Origin of the sequence: Marinobacter santoriniensis NKSG1 (genome assembly GCF_000347775.1) — a bacterium.
Lineage (GTDB): Bacteria > Pseudomonadota > Gammaproteobacteria > Pseudomonadales > Oleiphilaceae > Marinobacter > Marinobacter santoriniensis.
The window spans coordinates 807,138-825,606 of sequence record NZ_APAT01000015.1; the positions used below are offsets into that span (position 1 = coordinate 807,138).

Annotated in this window: 15 protein-coding genes; 12 read left to right on the forward strand and 3 right to left on the reverse strand. The window is 60.0% G+C overall.

Annotated features, from left to right (window positions below; all coding sequences use genetic code 11):
• Positions 1–143: 143 nt before the first annotated feature.
• Positions 144–755 (reverse strand): TetR/AcrR family transcriptional regulator, encoded by a 612-nt coding sequence (locus MSNKSG1_RS09445; protein WP_008939030.1) that lies wholly within the window; start codon positions 753–755, stop codon positions 144–146.
• A gap of 138 nt (positions 756–893) precedes the next feature.
• On the opposite strand from MSNKSG1_RS09445, the gene MSNKSG1_RS09450 reads away from it, so the two are divergent.
• The 7 genes from MSNKSG1_RS09450 (at position 894) to MSNKSG1_RS09480 (ending at position 11,758) form a co-directional block, all read left to right on the forward strand.
• Positions 894–2,693: an acyclic terpene utilization AtuA family protein gene (locus MSNKSG1_RS09450; protein WP_008939031.1), complete on the forward strand. Its 1,800-nt coding sequence runs from the start codon at positions 894–896 to the stop codon at positions 2,691–2,693.
• 21 nt (positions 2,694–2,714) lie between these two features.
• Complete coding sequence (locus MSNKSG1_RS09455; protein WP_008939032.1) at positions 2,715–3,581, forward strand: SDR family oxidoreductase; 867 nt, start codon at positions 2,715–2,717, stop codon at positions 3,579–3,581.
• 7 nt (positions 3,582–3,588) lie between these two features.
• Entirely contained in the window at positions 3,589–5,205 is a 1,617-nt protein-coding gene (locus MSNKSG1_RS09460; RefSeq protein WP_008939033.1) for an acyl-CoA carboxylase subunit beta, read from the forward strand.
• Between the two features lie 451 nt (positions 5,206–5,656).
• Positions 5,657–6,817: a citronellyl-CoA dehydrogenase gene (gene atuD, locus MSNKSG1_RS09465; RefSeq protein WP_008939034.1), complete on the forward strand. Its 1,161-nt coding sequence runs from the start codon at positions 5,657–5,659 to the stop codon at positions 6,815–6,817.
• A 156-nt stretch (positions 6,818–6,973) separates the two neighbouring features.
• Positions 6,974–7,795 (forward strand): enoyl-CoA hydratase/isomerase family protein, encoded by an 822-nt coding sequence (locus MSNKSG1_RS09470; RefSeq protein WP_008939035.1) that lies wholly within the window; start codon positions 6,974–6,976, stop codon positions 7,793–7,795.
• A gap of 153 nt (positions 7,796–7,948) precedes the next feature.
• On the forward strand, positions 7,949–9,916 hold the full coding sequence (locus MSNKSG1_RS09475; protein ID WP_040886838.1) for an acetyl/propionyl/methylcrotonyl-CoA carboxylase subunit alpha: 1,968 nt from the start codon (positions 7,949–7,951) through the stop codon (positions 9,914–9,916).
• Positions 9,917–9,928: 12 nt separating this feature from the next.
• A complete protein-coding gene (locus MSNKSG1_RS09480; RefSeq protein ID WP_008939037.1) occupies positions 9,929–11,758 on the forward strand; it encodes a long-chain-acyl-CoA synthetase in 1,830 nt (609 codons plus the stop codon).
• An 11-nt stretch (positions 11,759–11,769) separates the two neighbouring features.
• Here the strand turns inward: MSNKSG1_RS09480 and MSNKSG1_RS09485 are convergent, their stop codons facing one another.
• Together MSNKSG1_RS09485 and MSNKSG1_RS09490 are read right to left on the reverse strand one after the other, a co-directional pair.
• Complete coding sequence (locus MSNKSG1_RS09485) at positions 11,770–12,750, reverse strand: NADPH:quinone oxidoreductase family protein (RefSeq protein ID WP_008939038.1); 981 nt, start codon at positions 12,748–12,750, stop codon at positions 11,770–11,772.
• Between the two features lie 152 nt (positions 12,751–12,902).
• Positions 12,903–13,472, reverse strand: coding sequence for a BLUF domain-containing protein (locus MSNKSG1_RS09490; RefSeq protein WP_008939039.1), 570 nt, complete (start codon positions 13,470–13,472; stop codon positions 12,903–12,905).
• A gap of 190 nt (positions 13,473–13,662) precedes the next feature.
• Between MSNKSG1_RS09490 and MSNKSG1_RS09495 the strand changes: the two genes are divergently transcribed.
• The 5 genes from MSNKSG1_RS09495 to MSNKSG1_RS09515 all read left to right on the forward strand — a co-directional run bounded on the left by MSNKSG1_RS09495 (position 13,663) and on the right by MSNKSG1_RS09515 (position 18,359).
• Positions 13,663–14,280, forward strand: a complete 618-nt coding sequence (locus tag MSNKSG1_RS09495) for a trimeric intracellular cation channel family protein (RefSeq protein ID WP_008939040.1) — start codon at positions 13,663–13,665, stop codon at positions 14,278–14,280.
• Positions 14,281–14,431: 151 nt separating this feature from the next.
• Positions 14,432–15,730: an NCS2 family permease gene (locus tag MSNKSG1_RS09500; protein WP_008939041.1), complete on the forward strand. Its 1,299-nt coding sequence runs from the start codon at positions 14,432–14,434 to the stop codon at positions 15,728–15,730.
• 30 nt (positions 15,731–15,760) lie between these two features.
• On the forward strand, positions 15,761–16,303 hold the full coding sequence (locus MSNKSG1_RS09505; RefSeq protein ID WP_008939042.1) for an adenine phosphoribosyltransferase: 543 nt from the start codon (positions 15,761–15,763) through the stop codon (positions 16,301–16,303).
• 22 nt (positions 16,304–16,325) lie between these two features.
• Entirely contained in the window at positions 16,326–16,988 is a 663-nt protein-coding gene (locus tag MSNKSG1_RS09510; RefSeq protein ID WP_008939043.1) for a fumarylacetoacetate hydrolase family protein, read from the forward strand.
• Positions 16,989–17,048: 60 nt separating this feature from the next.
• On the forward strand, positions 17,049–18,359 hold the full coding sequence (locus MSNKSG1_RS09515) for an ABC1 kinase family protein (protein ID WP_008939044.1): 1,311 nt from the start codon (positions 17,049–17,051) through the stop codon (positions 18,357–18,359).
• Positions 18,360–18,469 lie beyond the last annotated feature (110 nt).

The window sequence follows — 18,469 nt, forward strand, 5'->3', positions numbered from 1 at the left end:
GTCTCCAGTCAACGGTTAACAGAATGCGTCGAAAATTGTCCGACCAAAATGGCTGGTTTGCCGAAACCGACATGCCGATCAGGCCAATGGCCTGCTGGGAAAGGTATTCTTTGGTTATTTTTTGACCTGGCGCACAGAAATTACTAAAGATTCATCATCGCCATTACCTGATCCGTCAGGCCGTCCAGCGTCAGACCGCCTCGCTCGGGCTTGTACCAGGTCACCGTCCAACTCAGGGCGCCGGTCAGAATACGGCGCACCACGAACGGATCCGCCTGGATATCACCCTGCTCCCGCAGTGTGCCAAGGACTTCGAGCCAGAGTGCCTCGTAGATATCCCGGAGCTTAAGGACCTCCGACTGCGAATCCGGCGACAGACTCCGCCACTCGAAAACAAGAACGGCCATGGCCTCGCCCGTCTGACCATTGATGGATTCCAGCTCCGCCCGAACCAGTGCGCGGAGTTTTTCCCGTGGCGCATCTGCCGCCTCGACGGCCGCCTTCATCAGCGCGGTATTCAGACGGATCGTTTCAACCATCACCGCCTTGAGAATGTCTTCCTTGGTGCGGAAGTGATGGAACAGGCTGCCGGACTGAATGCCCACAGCCGCCGCCAGATCCCTGACCGTGGTGCGCTCATAGCCCTTGTCCCGGAACAGACGGGCAGCCTCCCTCAACAACCGTCCGCGGGCACCCTCAGGATCGGAGACGAGATTTTCACGGACGAGTTTATGCAGGATCGGTGTTTGTTTCACGAGAAGATTCCGGTTAGCGGGAAAGAAGGCCTATTTTACCTGAGACCCGGCTGTTTACAAACCAAGCGCTTGCTTGGTATTGTCTTTCCAACACAGTTCAGCCCATCGCATGCGGGCATAACGAACAAGGCAACCTTCATGTCAGAGAACCTCGATAAAACCGTCCGGATCGGCTGCTCCGCTGCCTTTTGGGGCGATACGGAAACCGCCGCCGCCCAGCTGGTCCGTCACGGCGACATTGACTACCTCGTGGCGGACTACCTGGCTGAAATCACCATGTCGATCATGGCCGGTCAGAAGATGAAGGACCCGTCCCAGGGCTATGCCCGGGATTTCGTCCAGACGGTGATGGGCCCATTGCTCACCGAGATCAAAGAAAAAGGCATCCGGGTATTGGCGAACGCCGGGGGCGTCAATCCGGAAGCCTGCCGCGACGCGCTCCAGGCATTGTGTGACAAAGCCGGGGTCGATCTCAGGATTGCCCTGGTGCTCGGTGACGACCTGCTGCCTCAAAAGAAGTCGCTGGCAGACGATGGCACGCGGGAGATGACCACCGGAGCGCCCATGCCCGGAATGATGGTCAGCCTGAACGCCTATCTCGGGGCTCCCGGGTTGGTAACGGCACTCGAACAGGGAGCGGACATCGTGATCACCGGCCGGGTCGCCGACAGCGCGCTGGTGCTGGCGCCGCTGGTGCACGAATTCGGGTGGTCCTGGGACGACTACGACAGGCTCGCCCAGGGCAGCCTGGCCGGCCATCTCCTGGAATGTGGCGCACAGGCCACTGGCGGCAACTTTACGGACTGGCAGGACGTGGCCGGGGGCTACGCGGACATGGGCTTTCCCATCGCCGAGGTAGGTGCCGACGGGGGCTTTACCATCACCAAGCCCGAAGGAACCGGCGGCAAGGTCAGCCGGGGGACGGTGGCCGAACAGCTGGTGTATGAGATAGGAGATCCCCGGGCCTACCTGTTACCGGACGTGAGCTGTGATTTCAGCGAGGTCACACTCGAGGAGACCGGCCCGGACCGGGTGTCCGTACGGGGAGCCCTGGGGCGGCCGCCCACGGACACCTACAAGGTATCCGGCACCTGGCCGGACGGCTTCAAGTGCACCGTTACCTTCCTGCTTGCCGGACTGGACGCCAGAGTGAAAGCACAAACGGTGGCCGAAGCCATCCTGGCCAAGACCTCCCGGCTCTTCCATGAACGGGGCCTGCCGGACTACAGCGAAACCAGCATCGAACTGCTGGGTACCGAAAGTACGTACGGGGCCCACGCCCGTTGCCAGAACTGTCGGGAGGTAGTCGTCAAAATCAGTACGGCGCACTCCAAAAAGGAGGCCCTGGTCCTGTTCTCCCGGGAAATCGCACAGGCCGCCACGGGTATGGCGCCGGGTATCACCGGGATTGTTGGTGGTCGACCCACCGTATGGCCGAAGATCCGGCTTTACTCCTGCCTCGTGCCGAAAAGCCGGGTCCAGGTATCGGCCGACATCGCAGGAGAACAAACCACTGTACCAGTCCAGTGCACCGGCGGCTTTGACGCACTGCAACTCCCGGACCTTCCGCCACCCACCGAGGAAGTCGATGGCGACACCGTGGTGCCACTGATTGAACTTGCCTGGGCGCGCAGCGGCGACAAAGGTGACCACTGTAACATCGGCGTTATTGCACGCGAGCCTGACTATCTCCCGTACATCGCGGCCGCCCTTACCGAACAGGCTGTCGCCGACTGGATGGGCCATACTCTCAACTCCGAATCCGGAAAGGTCACCCGGTGGTTCATGCCTGGCCTGAATGCCTTCAACTTCCTTCTGGAGCACAGCCTTGGCGGCGGCGGTGTTGCAAGTTTGCGGATCGATCCGCAGGGCAAGGCCTTTGCCCAGCAGCTCCTGGAGTTTCCGGTATCCGTCCCCTCACGCCTGATTGCACGGTAAACAGACAAGGAATTTTCGCGAATGAATTATCAATCCATCTTCAGACCGGACCTGTTCCGGGATCAGGTGTTCATTGTCACCGGCGGCGGCTCCGGCATCGGTCGCTGCACCGCCCACGAACTGGCTGCACTGGGCGCAAAGGTCGCGCTGGTAGGCCGCAAAGCCGAAAAAGTCGAGGCGGTCAGGGCTGAGATCCTTGAGGACGGTGGCATGGCCAGCGCCCACGTCTGCGACATTCGTGAAGAAGACGCGGTCAAGGCAACGGTCAAGGACATCATCGCGGAACACGGCGGCCTGAATGGGCTGGTGAATAACGCGGGGGGCCAGTTTCAGGCACCACTGACTGGCATAAGCCAGAAAGGCTGGGAAACGGTGGTAAGGACCAACCTGACCGGCGGTTTCCTGATGGCCCGGGAAGCTTACACCCAGGCGCTGAGCAAAACCGGCGGCACCATCGTCAATATTGTTGCCGACATGTGGGGTGGCATGCCCGGCATGGGCCATTCAGGCGCAGCCCGCGCCGGCATGGTGAACTTCACCCAGACCGCCGCTGTGGAGTGGGGTGCCTCCGGCGTCCGAGTCAATGCCGTGGCTCCGGGCTGGATTGCTTCCTCCGGCATGGACAACTACCCGGCACAAATGCGCGACTGGATTCGCAGCCTTGGGGATAACGTTCCCATCAAACGCATGGGCACCGAATCCGAGGTCAGCGCCGCCATTTGCTTCCTGCTCAGCCCGGGCGCCGCCTTTATCAGCGGCGACTGCGTTCGCATCGACGGAGCCGCGTCCCAGGGCGGTCGGGTCTGGCCCCTGCCCAAGGCAAAAAACAACGAACCCTTCAACGGCTTCCACCGGGCCTACACGCCCAAAGTACTGAGTGACGACTGAGGCGCCCATGCAGACACTGGAAACATCCGTCAATCCGCAATCCGATGAGTTCCGAGCCAATACCGAGGCCATGGATGCCCATATCCGGACGTTTCGGGAAGCGGAACAGAAGGTGCTGGACCTGGCCGAATCGGCCCGCGAAAAGTTCACCAAACGGGGCAAGCTTCTGCCCCGTGACCGGATCAATCGGTTGCTGGACCGGGGCAGCGAGTTCCTCGAACTCTGCTCACTGGCCGGCTACAAAATGCACGATGACAAAGACGGCTCCCAGGCCGGCGGCGGCATCATTGCCGGCATTGGCACCGTCGAAGGCGTTCGGTGTCTGGTGGTGGCCAGCAACAGTGCCATCAAGGGCGGCACCATCACCCCGGCCGGCCTCGACAAGACCTTGAGACTCCAGCAGATTGCCATGGAGAACAAGCTGCCGGTGGTATCCCTGTCTGAATCTGGCGGCGCCAATCTGAACTATGCTACCGACATCTTCGTCCTCGGCGCCCGCGGCTTCGCCAACCAGGCCCGAATGTCTGCTGCGGGCATTCCACAAATCACCGTGGTCCATGGCAATGCCACTGCCGGCGGCGCCTATCAGCCGGGCCTTTCGGATTATGTGATCACCGTGCGGGAACAGGCCAAGATGTTCCTCGCTGGCCCGCCCCTTTTGAAAGCAGCGACCGGCGAAGTCGCTACCGACGAGGAACTCGGTGGCGCCGAGATGCACGCCACCGTGGCCGGCACCGCCGAGTACCTGGCGGAGGACGACGCCGATGGCATTCGTCAGGCCCGGGAAATCCTTGGCGCCCTGCCCTGGAACGAAAACCTCCCGCCGCGGCGGGAAGCCGACTGGGACGCGCCGCTTTACCCGGCGGAGGAACTCCTCGGGGTCATTCCCGCCGAATCCAAGAAGCCCTACGACGTTCGGGAAATCCTCGCGAGAATTGCCGACGGCTCTCGCTTCCTGGACTTCAAGAACGGCTACGACGACCAGACCGTATGCGGCACCATCCGCATCGAGGGACTCTCTGTCGGCATCATCGGCAACAACGGCCCGATCACACCCGCGGGCTCCACCAAGGCGGCCCAGTTCATTCAACTGTGCGACCAGGCCGGCACGCCCATCCTGTTCCTGCACAACACCACCGGTTTCATGGTGGGCACCCACTCGGAACAGAACGGGATCATCAAACACGGGTCCAAGATGATACAGGCCGTCGCCAACTGCCGGGTGCCCAAGATCGCCATTGTCGTCGGTGGTTCTTACGGTGCCGGCAACTACGCCATGTGTGGCCGGGGTCTGGACCCGCGATTCATCTTTGCCTGGCCGAACAGCCGGACAGCGGTCATGGGCCCGGCCCAGGCGGGCAAGGTGATGCGCATCGTGGCGGAGGACAAGCAGCGCCGGGGCGGGATGGAACCGGACGCCAAGACCCTGGATTTCCTGGAACAGGCGACAGCGAAGAAGCTGGAGGAAGGCTCAACCGCACTCTACGGAACCGCACGCCTCTGGGACGACGGACTGATCGACCCACGGGATACGCGGCGGGTATTGGCCCTGGTGCTGTCGATCTGCCGGGAGGCCGAGCAGCGGCAGTTGCGGCCCAACAGCTTTGGGGTGGCCCGGTTTTGACCTTTGATTTGCTTATTGGGCCTTGGCACAGGACTGCGAGCTTTGGAGCAGGCACTGTCTGGGAAGTGTTGTCCAAAAACCGCTACGAGCACGTCCATATGCGCTTGTTTCAGGCCATCCTTGGCCTTCAACATTTTTGGACAACACTTCCCAGACAGCGCTATCAGGCCACGAGTTAACTTTAGCCAGTAAAACTGACCAGATTCCAGAACTCAGAATATAAAGAACGAATGGACAGAAAATAAACTGAAGGTAGCACTGAGGTTGAAAATATAAAGCGGCTGTGGGGAGGGGCCTTCAGAAAATGTAGAGGGCCAGGGACGGCCCGAAACAAGCGCACACGGACGTGCTTGTAGCGGTTTTCTGAAGGCCCCTCCCCACAGCCGCCACCCAAATTGTCGGACCTGCACCAACAGAGGCAGACACGAACTAACAAACGGAGAACAAAAACGTGAAATTCACAGCCGAACACGAAGCCCTCAGAAAGACCGTCCGGGACTTTGTCGAAAAGGAAATCAACCCTTACTGCGACGAGTGGGAAGAAGCCGGCGAGTTTCCCATTCATGAGCTGTTCAAGAAGCTGGGCAACCTCGGCATCCTCGGTATCCAGAAACCGGAGGAATACGGCGGCATGGGTCTGGACTACAGCTACAATCTTGTCGCTGCCGAGGAACTGGGCACCGCCCTGTGTGGTGGCGTACCACTGGCCATCGGCGTGCAGACCGACATGTGTACGCCTGCCCTCGCCCGCTTTGGCTCTGACGAACTCAAGCGAGACTTCCTGGCGCCGGCAATTGCCGGGGATATGGTCGGCTGTATCGGTGTCAGCGAAGTGGGGGCCGGTTCGGACGTGGCGGGCCTGAAGACAACAGCCAGGAAAGACGGCGACGACTACATCATCAACGGCTCGAAGATGTGGATCACCAACTCGCCGAAGGCGGATTTTATCTGCCTTCTCGCCAACACCAGCGACGACAAACCCCACAAGAACAAATCCCTGATAGTGGTGCCCATGAACTCACCGGGCATCACCTTCAGCCCGCACCTGAACAAGCTGGGCATGCGTTCCTCGGAAACCGCACAGATCTTCTTCGACGACGTCCGTGTGCCCCAGAGAAACCGGATCGGTGCCGAAGGTACCGGCTTCATGATGCAGATGCTGCAGTTCCAGGAAGAACGGATGTGGGGCGCGGCCAACGTGATCAAGGCGCTGGAAGTCTGTGTCGACAAGACCATCGAGTATTGCCGCGAACGCAAGACCTTCGGTCAGCCCCTGCTCGATAACCAGTACATCCATTTCCGCATGGCCGAACTGCAGACCGAGATCGAAGCCCTGCGGGCGTTGACCTACCAGGCCTGCGAACTTCATATCGCCGGCAAGGACGTGACCAAGCTGGCGTCCATGGCCAAGCTTAAAGCCGGCCGCCTGGGGCGTGAAGTCACCGACGGCTGTCTGCAGTTCTGGGGCGGCAATGGCTACATGTGGGACAACCCGCTGTCACGGGCCTATCGGGATGTACGGTTGGTGTCCATTGGCGGTGGTGCCGACGAAATCATGCTCGGGATTATCTGCAAGCTGATGGGCATTTTGCCTGGAAAGCGCAAAGACTGAGTATCGGCTTTCGGTGGAAGGGTTGCCAGGCGGGGGAGCTTTGGGGGACACGCTGTGAATACGTCCTTGTACGCTTGAGCGCAGCTTCCCTGCTGCGCACAGTCCCCCAAAGCTCCCCCAACTGGCACCCTCGAACAATGTAATTGGAGTCAGCACATGGAACAGTTACCGCATTGCGAGACCTTGCTCCTGGAAAAACACGGCCCGGCCCTGTTTTTGACCATCAACCGCCCGGACGTCCGCAACGCCATGAGCCTGCAGATGGTCGCCGAGCTGTCGACGATTTTTAACCAGATCGAACAGGACAACACCATCCGGGCAGTCGTGATCCGGGGAAAAGACGGCCATTTTTGTGCCGGCGGCGATATCAAGGACATGGCAGGAGCGCGGGGACAAAAGGCAGACGAAGGCCAGCATGATCCGTTCTACAAACTGAACCGGGCCTTCGGCCACATGATCCAGCAGGTCAATGAATCCTCGAAGGTGGTGATAGCGGTGACCGAGGGCGCCGTCATGGGCGGCGGTTTCGGCCTCGCCTGCGTATCCGATGTGGCCATTGCCGGACCCACCGCCAGGTTTGGAATGCCCGAGACCTCACTGGGCGTCATTCCGGCTCAGATTGCGCCCTTCGTCGTCGAACGAATCGGCCTCACTCAGGCCCGGCGACTGGCATTGCTCGGTTTACGGATCGACGCCAGGGAAGCCTGCGCCCTGGGCATCGTGCATCAGGCTGCAGACAGCGAGACACAGCTGGAAGAGTTGCTCCAGGCGACACTGGAAAGAGTCCGCCTGTGCGCCCCAAACGCCACTGCCGAGACCAAAGCATTGCTGCACCGGGTCGGCCACGAGCCCATGAACAAATTGCTCGACAGCGCGGCCGAAACGTTCGCCGAAGCGATACGTGGCCCCGAGGGCGCCGAGGGAACAATGGCGTTCATGCAGAAACGAGAGCCCAAATGGGCAGATGATTCCAACTGACGGCGGAGCAAGGGTGAGCATTGAACCGGTTTCAGAAAATGTAGAGGGCCATGGATGGCCCGAAACAAGCACACAGGGACGTGCTCGTAGCGGTTTTCTGAAACCGGTTCAATGCTTGCCCTTGCGGCATGCACCCCACTCAGAGACATCAAAATGCTAAAAAAACTCCTGATAGCCAACCGAGGCGAAATCGCAGTCCGGGTGATCCGCACCGCCAAATCCCTGGGCTATCGAACGGTAGCGGTTTACTCCAAGGCCGATGCCGGCGCCCTGCATGTGGAACTGGCGGACGAAGCCGTCTGCATCGGCCCGGCCCCGGCCTCCCAGTCTTATCTCAACATGGACGCCATTCTCGACGCCGCCGGCAAAACCGGGGCTGACTGTGTCCACCCCGGTTACGGCTTCCTTTCCGAAAACGCCCAGTTTGCCAAAGCCTGCAAAGACGCCGGATTGGTGTTTGTCGGCCCACCCGAAGCTGCCATTGATCTCATGGGGAGCAAACGCCGGTCGAAAATCGCCATGCAGGAAGCGGGTGTACCGGTTGTTCCGGGATACGAAGGCAACAATGCCGGTGACGATGAACTCATCCAGGCAGCGGCCGATATCGGGTATCCGCTGATGGTCAAAGCCTCTGCCGGAGGCGGAGGCCGGGGCATGCGCCGGGTGGATTCAGAGGCAGAGCTGGCCGACAGCCTCCGGCGCGCGCGATCTGAAGCCAGGCAGTCCTTTGGCGACGACGAACTGATTCTGGAGAAAGCGGTCATCGAACCCCGGCACGTCGAGATCCAGGTGTTCGCCGACCGGCACGGCAACGCTGTCTATCTCGGTGAACGCGACTGCTCCGTCCAGCGCCGCCACCAGAAAGTCGTCGAGGAAGCGCCCTCTCCTTTCGTTACTCCCGAACTGCGGGAAGCCATGGGCAAAGCGGCTGTCAAAGCAGCCCTCGCCTGCCAGTACGAAGGAGCAGGCACTGTCGAATTTCTGGTGGACAAGGACCGCAACTTCTATTTCCTGGAGATGAACACCCGGCTTCAGGTCGAGCATCCCGTCACCGAACTCATCACTGGCCAGGACCTGGTGGCATTGCAACTTGCGGTGGCCGAAGGCCGCCCCCTGCCGCTCAGCCAGTCAGAGATACAGTTGAGCGGACACGCTATCGAAGTGCGGCTGTATGCCGAGGATCCGGCCAGCGAATTCACGCCGCAGACCGGGCAGCTATACCAGTTCGAACCCGCAGCGGGGGATGGCTTGCGATACGACGCCGGGGTTCGTTCCGGCGACATCATAAGCCCTCATTACGATCCCATGCTTGCCAAAATCATTGCCTGGGGCGATAACCGCGACGAGGCCCGCCGTCGTCTGGTTCGGGCGCTGGAAGACACCACGGTGTTCGGCGTCACCACCAACCGTTATTTCCTGAGCCGGATCGTCGCCAATGAGACGTTCGGCGCCGGACAGGCCACCACCGCCTTTCTGGATCAGGATTTCCGGGACGATCCCTCACTGTCCTCCCACGAACTGTCCATACGTGAGCTGGCACTGAGCGCCGCCATCCTGAGCCGATCCGGAACCGGCGGGGAAGGCTGGAGTAACGCGCCCTCCACGGTAACACCGATGACACTGGAAACCGGTCATCGCATCGTCGAGCTGCTCGTGCGACAGACTGCCGAAGGCGTCTCGGTCAGCCACGGAGAGAGCCGATACGATCTTCGACTGGAGGACGATCGGGATGGCCGCTTGTGCATCATCGACAACGGCGTACGTCAGACTTGCCAATATCACCAGCACTCGGATTCCCTATATTTGCATGCGCTCGGCCGATCGTGGTGCGTCCGGGATGTGACGCATCAGCCCACCGCCGGAAAGGACGGAGCGGGGAGCGGACGGCTGCTGGCAACAATGGATGGCGCCGTAACGGAAGTTCTCGTCCAGGAAGGAGATGCCGTTCAACAGGGACAACCACTGGTCGTCCTGGAAGCCATGAAGATGGAACATCCGGTCAAGGCCGACTGCGACGGTGTGGTGGCCAGCATCCACGCGGTGGCCGGCGACCAGGTCAGCCGCAATCAGTTACTGGTAGAGATTGCCACGACCGGAGATGCCGAACCGACAAAACAATGAAGTGAACGTATCATGAGCCAAGACAATGTTTCCGCCCGCGACCTGGTCCGAAGCCTGCCGGGCGTTCTGCGCCGCCTGCCATCCATTGCCAAGGGGCTCTATTACTATTCCGTCAAGGACGATGACGCAGACCTCACCCTGGGCAGGCTGGTGGAACAGAACGCGGAGAAACACGGGCAGCGCCCGGCCATCCTGTTCAACGATCTCAGTGTGACCTGGCGCGAGCTCAACGACTGGAGCAACCGGATTGCCCAGTACCTGAACGACCAGGGGCTCCAGAAAGGCGACGCCATCGCTGTCCTGCTCGAAAACCGGCCCGAATTACTGGCGGTGGTCGCCGGCGCCGCCAAAATCGGCGTGGCCTGCGCCATGCTCAACACCTCCCAGAAAGGCAAGGTACTGGCCCACAGCATCAACCTGATCCAGCCGAGAATGATTGTGGCGGGCGAAGAGCTGGTGGCGCCGTTGAAGGCCATCCGGAAAGAAATCCACCCCGAGCATCCACAACCCTTCCAGTACCTCGCCAACACCAATACCCTGAACGTTTTCGGCGAGGCTCCGGCTGGCTTCACCAACATGGCCGAACACGTCAGTGCCCGGTCCAGCAGCCCGGTCCACCTGAAGAATCCCCCGACCATGGGCGATACGGCGGTCTACCTGTACACCTCCGGAACAACCGGGTTGCCCAAGGCGGCGCCGGGATCCCACAAAAAGTTCGTTCGGGCCTATGGCGGCTTTGGCCTGATGTCACTGGCCATGGGGCCGGAGGACGTCCTGTATTGCACCCTGCCGCTGTACCACGGCACTGCATTGCTGGTCTGCTGGGGCTCGGTCCTGGCCGGTGGGTCGGCCATTGCCCTGCGCCGAAAGTTTTCCGCCAGCGCTTTCTGGGACGATGTCCGCCATTATCACGCGACCACCTTCGGATACGTCGGCGAACTCTGCCGCTACCTGCTCAACCAGCCGCCCAGCGACCAGGACCGGAACCATTCCCTGACCAAGATGATCGGTAACGGCCTTCGTCCGTCAATCTGGCGCGAATTCAAGGAACGGTTCGGGATCGAGACGGTGGCGGAACTCTATGCCTCGTCCGAAGGCAATATCGGTTTCAGCAACTTCTTCAACATGGATAACACGGTTGGCTTCTCCACGGCTCCCTACAAGCTGGTGAAGTACCACGAAGGCACACGGGATCCGATCCGGAACGAGAAGGGACGCCTGCAAGAAGCGAAAAAGGGCGAACCCGGTTTGCTGATTGGAGAAATCAACAAGAAGTGGGCCTTTGAAGGCTATACCCAGAAAGAGGCCACGGAAAAATCGATTCTCCGTAACGCCTTCAAGAAAGGCGATGCCTGGTTCAATACCGGCGATGTGTTAAGGGAGATTGGCTGGCGACACCTGCAGTTTGTCGACCGGATGGGTGACACCTTCCGCTGGAAGGGAGAAAACGTGTCGACCACAGAGGTGGAGAACATCATCGACGGTTCCGGGATGGTACAGGAGGCCATCGTCTACGGCGTGGAAATCCCCGGCACCAACGGCAAGGCCGGCATGGTGACCCTGGTACCCCAGAACGGCGGGACCGACTTCGATCCCAACGATCTGGCCCGGTATCTTCAGGACAATCTTCCGCCCTACGCGGTCCCGGTCTTCGTGCGGGTCACCCACGAAATCGAGAAGACCGGAACGTTCAAATACCGGAAGGTGGACATCCAGAAGGCCGGCTTCACCCTCGATCGACCGAACGAAGAGGTTTATGCGTGGCTGCCCCACACGGCCGGTTACACGCGGCTCACTCCCGACCTGGTCTCCCGGATCGAGAGCGGCAACCTCCGGTTCTGAGTGGCGGCGCCTCAGGCGCCTACCTTGAGCACCACTTTCCCGGTCGCCTTGCGGCCGGTCAAAGCGCCCAGCGCATCCACGTAGTCTTCGAATTCGTAAACCGCGCTCACCTTCGGATCAATCTTGCCCTCGGAGAACAGTTTCATCAGATCCATCATATTCTGGGCGCTGACCTCCGGCTCGCGGCGAGTGAAGTCGCCCCAGAAAACACCGACTACGGAACAGCCCTTGAGCAATGTCAGGTTGGCGGGAATCTTGGGAATATCGCCGGCGGCAAAACCGATGATCAGATGGCGACCATTCCAGGCCATGGCCCGCAAGGCCTGCTCGGTGAACTCGCCGCCAACCGGATCGTAGATCACGTCCACGCCCTTGCCCTTGGTCAACTTCTTGGCGGTCTCCTTGAGAGGCTCTTCGGTGTAGTTGATCAGCTCGTCAGCACCGGCTTCCCTGGCAATCGCCAGTTTTTCCGCGGAACTGGCAGCCGCAATCACCCGGGCACCCATGGCTTTCCCAAGCTCCACTGTCGCAAGCCCGACACCGCCACTGGCGCCCAGTACCAGCAGTGTTTCGCCGGGCTGCAGATTCGCGCGCTGTTTCAGAGCGTGGTAGGAGGTGCCGTAAACCATGGTGAAGGCCGCTGCCTTCTCATCCGACATCCCGTCCGGCACCGGCAACAGGTTCTGCTCGGGCACGATGACTTCTTCCGCGAAAGCACCGTAACCGGTCAATCCCGCCACGCGGTCGCCTGGTTTGAAACGGGTTACCTGGTCACCCACCTCAATCACCTCGCCGGCCATTTCGCCACCCGGAGAAAACGGCAGAGGGGGTTTGATCTGGTATTTGTTTTCGATAATCAGGGTGTCCGGAAAGTTCAGACCGGCCGCCTTGACCCGTACCTTGACGCCGCGGCTCTTTACCTCCGGGCTAGGGATGTCTTCGATAACGAGTTTATCGGCGGGGCCGTATTCCTTGCAGAGGATGGCTTTCATGGATTCTCCTGACGCTGTTTGTTGTAGGGCCGGCCGGTGCCGGACCATTTGATATGAATCAAACTAAACAGACTCAGGCCATGAAGCAAATCAGGTTCTTTTATCCTGAAAAATAAATACTGCTAATACTGGCCGCCTGCCTCGTCGGCATCCTACAGGAGCGATCCGGCGTAAATCAGAGCCCCCAAAAGGGCAATACCCGCAGCCATCAGGCCAAACCTGAGGCCGGGCGAGAATGCCTGAGGCCGGGAGTTCGCCCCGCCCGTCTCCTCGTCGTGATTGACCAGTTTCTGATCGTGGCTGGACTGACGGATCAGCTCGATCATTTCTTCACATTGCGACTCGGTAAACTCGGAGGGATTGAACCTTTCCAGGCCATTGCGCTCCAGAAAACGACGTACGTCGCTGGACAGGGGCACGTATTTCATTGACCAGCTGGTGAACGTGGGTGATTCCAGGGGGCCCTCCATCAGCGTAAAAATGTTCTGATGCCGCTCATCCTGCTTGATCCGTTCAAACGTACTGAGCACATCGGATTCCTCCCCCTCCAGATACTGGAAGAAACGCCCGTCGCCATAGTAAAGACCACCCACAAGATGGGATCGGGCGTTGTTTCGGCGTGAAGTCAGCAGAATTCGGGCCACGTGGGGTTCAACCCCCTGGTTGACCGGCTTATCTTCGAACGTGGCTTCACTGGCGTAGGCCAGACGCATCAGGGGCATGATTGACTCCGGACAGTAGGTAATAAAGTACGCGGTGTGCATGATACGTGGACACATGTCTTGCTGGATCACACTGCAGACGTCGCCCAACGGCAGGCCCACAGATGAATCCGGCGCCGAATTACGCTATCCTTCGCGCACCCGGCTCGGGCACACCCCTGTCCATTTTCCATCCCCGCCAGGACGAATCATGTTCGACATCATCTATATCCTTGAAATGATTGGCATCGTCGCCTTCGCCATCTCGGGGATGATTGTCGCAAGGTCAAAGAACATGGATCCCGTCGGCGTGTTCACCATCGGTTTCATCACGGCCCTCGGCGGCGGCACGTTGCGCGACCTGATGATGGACAACCACCCCCTGTACTGGATCAAGCACCAGGAGCAGCCGATCCTGATCCTGGTGATGGCGATCATCTTCAGCTACTGGCGCCGAGCCGAGCGACTGAAAGCGTCCCGGATCGTCTTTCCCGATGCCATCGGGCTGGGCATTTTCTCGATCCTTGGGGCGCAGCTGGCGCTGGATCTTGGCCATTCGTGGTTTATCGCCTCTCTTCTGGGGGTGATGACCGGAACCTTTGGGGGCGCGTTACGGGATACTCTCTGCAACGAGGTTCCGTTCATTTTCCGCAAGGACCAGATTTACGCGTCGATCTCCTTCGCCGGATGCTGGCTGTATTTTGTGTGTCAGTGGCTATTGGCCAGCGAGACCCTGGCGCTCACCATCGGCCTGCTTTTCATCGTGGTGGTACGCATGCTCGCCGTCCGTTTCGACATCCGCCTGCAGCGGGATCCGTCGCAGCACTGAACACATTACAGTTGCTTTGAACCACCAATCATCTCTTGGCGAACGACCGCTCAGACGGTAACATTGCCGTCTTTTCACGCAGTTCGACGATTTTCCGGCTCGACCAATCCCAAATTTCAACTTCCAGCATCCTGCGAGGCAGACATCCGTCATGCTTGAACGACTGTTTCAACTCCAGGCCCACGGCACCACGGTTCGTAAAGAACTGCTGGCGGGCGTCACCACCTTCCTCACCATGGCCTACATTATTGTGGTCAATCCCAGTGTACTCTCGTCCACCGGGATGGATTTCGGCGCCATTTTCGTGGCGACCTGCCTGGCCGCCACCATCGGCACCCTGATCATGGGACTCTGGGCCAATTACCCGATCGCCCTCGCCCCCGGTATGGGATTGAATGCGTTTTTCGCTTTCTCTGTGGTCGGTAGCATGGGCTACAGCTGGCAGGTCGCGCTGGGCGCGGTATTCATGTCCGGTCTGATTTTCTTCCTGCTCAGCATTCTCAAGGTCCGGGAATGGATCATCAACAGCATCCCCATGTCCCTGCGTTTCGGCATATCCGCCGGCATCGGCTTCTTCCTGGCCCTGATTGCCCTGAAGAACGCGGGCATCGTGGTTGATCATCCCGCCACACTGGTTGGCCTCGGAGACATCAAAACTCCGGAAAGCCTACTGTTCTTTGGCGGATTCGTGCTGATTTGCGCCCTGTCCTACCGCCGCGTCACCGGCGCGGTGATGATCGGCATCCTGGCCGTGACCATCATTGCCATGATGATGGGTATGGTCGAGTACAACGGCTTCTTCTCGGCGCCGCCGAGCATTGCGCCCACCTTCATGCAGCTGGATATTGCCGGCGCGTTGAACATCGGCATGATCAGCATCATTTTCGCGTTCCTGTTCGTGGATCTGTTCGATACGTCCGGGACACTGATTGGCGCAGCCCATCGCGGCGGTCTGCTCGACAAAGACGGCAAACTGCCGCGCCTCGGCCGGGCCCTCATGTCCGATTCCGTGGCCACCATGTCCGGTGCCGCCCTCGGTACGTCCACCACCACCAGCTACATCGAGTCCACCGCTGGTATTGCCGCCGGTGGCCGAACCGGGCTGACGGCTGTCGTGGTCGCCGCGCTGTTCCTGGCCAGCCTGGTCCTTTCCCCGATCGCCAGCATCATTCCTCCGTACGCAACCGCACCGGCTCTGCTGTATGTGGCCGTGCTGATGGCCAGCGGACTGAAGCAGATCGACTGGGATGACATCACGGATGCCGCACCCGCCATCGTGACGGCCCTGGCCATGCCGCTGACCTTCTCCATTGCCAACGGTATCGCACTCGGCTTTATCACCTACGCTGTGATCAAGGGGATTTCCGGACGCTGGTCGCACCTCAACGCAAGCGTGGTGACCATTGCCGTCGTATTCATCCTGAAATTCATGTTCCTGGACGCCGCCTGAGCGGCGTCCAGACCGGTTGGTGTCATTACCATGGATTACTTTTCCGAGAGCATCAAAAAGGCGATTCGAACCGTCCCGGACTGGCCCAAGCCCGGCGTATCCTTTCGCGATATTACGACTGTCCTGCAGGACAAGACGGCCTTCCGGAAGCTGATTGATGCGTTCGTGCACCGGTATCACGGTGAGGAAATCGATGCCGTCGCGGCGGTCGATGCGCGCGGTTTCATTATCGGCTCGGCCCTCGCCTACGAACTGAATGCCTCCCTCGTTCTGGTCCGCAAAAAAGGCAAGCTGCCCTTCGACACCCTCGTTGAGGACTATGAGCTCGAGTACGGAACCGCTTCGGTGGAACTGCACAAAGATGCCTTCAAACCGGGCGACAAGGTGGTTCTGGTGGACGATCTGATCGCCACCGGCGGCACCATGCTGGCAGCCTCCCGGCTGATCCGGCGCATCGGTGCCGAAATCATCGAGGTCGCGGCCATGATTGACCTCCCGGATCTTGGAGGATCGCGCAAGCTGCAGGATGAAGGGCTTCCGGTCTATACTGTGTGCTCGTTCGAAGGCGACTGAACACAGGCAACAGGAGGCGGTCATGCCCGACTACCAGCACCACTGGAAAGACAGCACCCCGGTGCATCTGCCCCTCGGCAAGATCGTCTGCGTTGGCCGGAATTACGCCGAGCACGCTCGTGAACTCAACAACCCCGTTCCTGACGAACCGCTGCTGTTCATCAAACCATCTACCGCCGCGGTTCACATCACACGCCCCATCGACCTTCCCCGCGGGCGGGGTGAGGTCCACTTCGAGACGGAGCTAGCGGTACTGATCGGCCGGCCGCTGACGGCGGCATCTGCCAGCGAGGTGGAATCCGCAATTCTCGGTTATGGCCTGGCTCTGGACCTGACCCTGCGGGATGTTCAGAGCCAGCTCAAGGAAAAGGGCCACCCCTGGGAACGCGCCAAAGCGTTCGATGGTGCCTGTCCCCTGTCGCCGTTCGTCGCGGCCGACAAGCTGCCCCGTGACAACATTCACTTCTCTCTGGATATCGACGGCAAGCGTTGCCAGACGGGCGACACCCGGGACATGCTCAATCCCATTGTCCCGCTGATTGCTCACATGAGCAGCCAGTTCTCATTGATGCCGGGCGACGTGGTACTGACCGGCACTCCCCGGGGCGTCGGGCCCCTCTCCCCGGGACAAACGCTGACCCTGGAACTTGAGGACTTGCTGTTCCTGCAAACACAGGTAACCTGAGAAACAGTCGTCGGCCACAACCGATGTTCCACTTGAACGGGTATTGGACGAAAACGTTGTATGGCCAAGAAACCGGTTACCTCCCGCACAGGGCGTTTCTTCAAACTTGCCGGCATGACCGCCTCCGTGGCAGGCCAGTATGCCGGCCAGCGCGCACGAAAACTGCTGGGCGGTGAAAACGACGAAGGCGCCCAGAGCGAAAGCTACACCCGCATGGCCGGACAGATCGCCGATACGCTGGGCGAACTCAAAGGTGCGGTTATGAAGGTCGGCCAGATCGCATCACAGACCCAGGACTTCCTGCCCCGGGAATTTTCCGAAGCGCTGGAGAAACTCCAGAAAGAAGCGCCCCCGATGCCGTTTGACGTTATCGTCGAACAGATCGAATCGGAGCTCGGCAAGCCTCTGGGGGAGCTTTATGAATACGTCCAGGAAGCGCCCTACGCATCCGCGAGCATTGGCCAGGTTCACCGGGGCCGCCTTTATGATGGCACCGACGTCATCGTCAAGGTGCAGTACCCGGGTGTCGACGAGTCCTGCGATTCCGACCTGAAGCAGCTGCGGACGGCGCTTCGCCTCGGCGGGCTGCTGAAGATGCCCAAGAAGAGCGTCGATCAGCTGTTCGCAGAAATTCGGGAACGGCTGCAGGAAGAACTCGACTATGAGAACGAAGCCCGCAATATCGGTTTGTTCCGGGAGTTTCACAAGGGTCAGCCGTGGGTGCTGATTCCTCAGGTGGTCGACAGCCATTCCACCCGCCGGGTGCTGACGATGGAACTGGTGGAAGGCGATCACATCAGCCAGGTCACCCCCGACCGTTATGACCAGGAAACCATCAACCTCATCGGCCATCGCATCTTCACGCTCATGGCCGACCAGCTGTTCCGGTTCCAGTGTATTCACGGCGACCCGCATGCCGGGAATTTTGCCTACCGGCCTGACGGCACAATCATCCTGTACGACTTCGGATGCGTGAAGAAGCTCAAACCTGAGATCGTGGAGGCCTATCGCAAGGCGCTGGCCGCCGCCCTGGCCGGCGACTACCAGGCCCTGGACAGCCATCTGATCGATCTGGGGGCCCGGGTGGAGAGTCAGCCTGCGGTGGATGAAGCCTACTACGCCATGTGGCGGGATATTCTCATCGTGCCGTTCCTGAACGACGAACCCTACGATTTCGCCGAAGCGGACATCCACAAACGGGTCGCGGCCAAGACCAGCACGGTGTTCAAGTACCTGGACTATTTCAAGCCACCGGTGGAGAGCATCTTCATCGACCGAATGATTGCCGGCCACTACTGGATGCTGAAACGGCTGGGGGTTCAGGCGGCGTTCCGATCGGAACTGGAGAAATATCTTAAAGCTGGGGAGTAAGTGCTGGCGGGGCAAGGTCCTCCAAAACCCGCTCCTGGCGGCACATCCCTGTGGCGCTTGGGCTCCGCCATCCATGGCTCCGCACAGTTTTGGAGGACCTTGCCCCGCCA

Coding starts and splice junctions, on each gene's coding strand:
- MSNKSG1_RS09500 (WP_008939041.1), top strand. CDS start 14,432: ATGCTTGAACGACTGTTTCAACTCCAGGCCCACGGCACCACGGTTCGT.
- MSNKSG1_RS09475 (WP_040886838.1), top strand. CDS start 7,949: ATGCTAAAAAAACTCCTGATAGCCAACCGAGGCGAAATCGCAGTCCGG.
- MSNKSG1_RS09485 (WP_008939038.1), bottom strand. CDS start 12,750: ATGAAAGCCATCCTCTGCAAGGAATACGGCCCCGCCGATAAACTCGTT.
- MSNKSG1_RS09490 (WP_008939039.1), bottom strand. CDS start 13,472: ATGCCCCTGATGCGTCTGGCCTACGCCAGTGAAGCCACGTTCGAAGAT.
- MSNKSG1_RS09515 (WP_008939044.1), top strand. CDS start 17,049: ATGGCCAAGAAACCGGTTACCTCCCGCACAGGGCGTTTCTTCAAACTT.
- MSNKSG1_RS09510 (WP_008939043.1), top strand. CDS start 16,326: ATGCCCGACTACCAGCACCACTGGAAAGACAGCACCCCGGTGCATCTG.
- MSNKSG1_RS09450 (WP_008939031.1), top strand. CDS start 894: ATGTCAGAGAACCTCGATAAAACCGTCCGGATCGGCTGCTCCGCTGCC.
- MSNKSG1_RS09505 (WP_008939042.1), top strand. CDS start 15,761: ATGGATTACTTTTCCGAGAGCATCAAAAAGGCGATTCGAACCGTCCCG.
- MSNKSG1_RS09460 (WP_008939033.1), top strand. CDS start 3,589: ATGCAGACACTGGAAACATCCGTCAATCCGCAATCCGATGAGTTCCGA.
- MSNKSG1_RS09470 (WP_008939035.1), top strand. CDS start 6,974: ATGGAACAGTTACCGCATTGCGAGACCTTGCTCCTGGAAAAACACGGC.
- MSNKSG1_RS09480 (WP_008939037.1), top strand. CDS start 9,929: ATGAGCCAAGACAATGTTTCCGCCCGCGACCTGGTCCGAAGCCTGCCG.
- MSNKSG1_RS09455 (WP_008939032.1), top strand. CDS start 2,715: ATGAATTATCAATCCATCTTCAGACCGGACCTGTTCCGGGATCAGGTG.
- MSNKSG1_RS09495 (WP_008939040.1), top strand. CDS start 13,663: ATGTTCGACATCATCTATATCCTTGAAATGATTGGCATCGTCGCCTTC.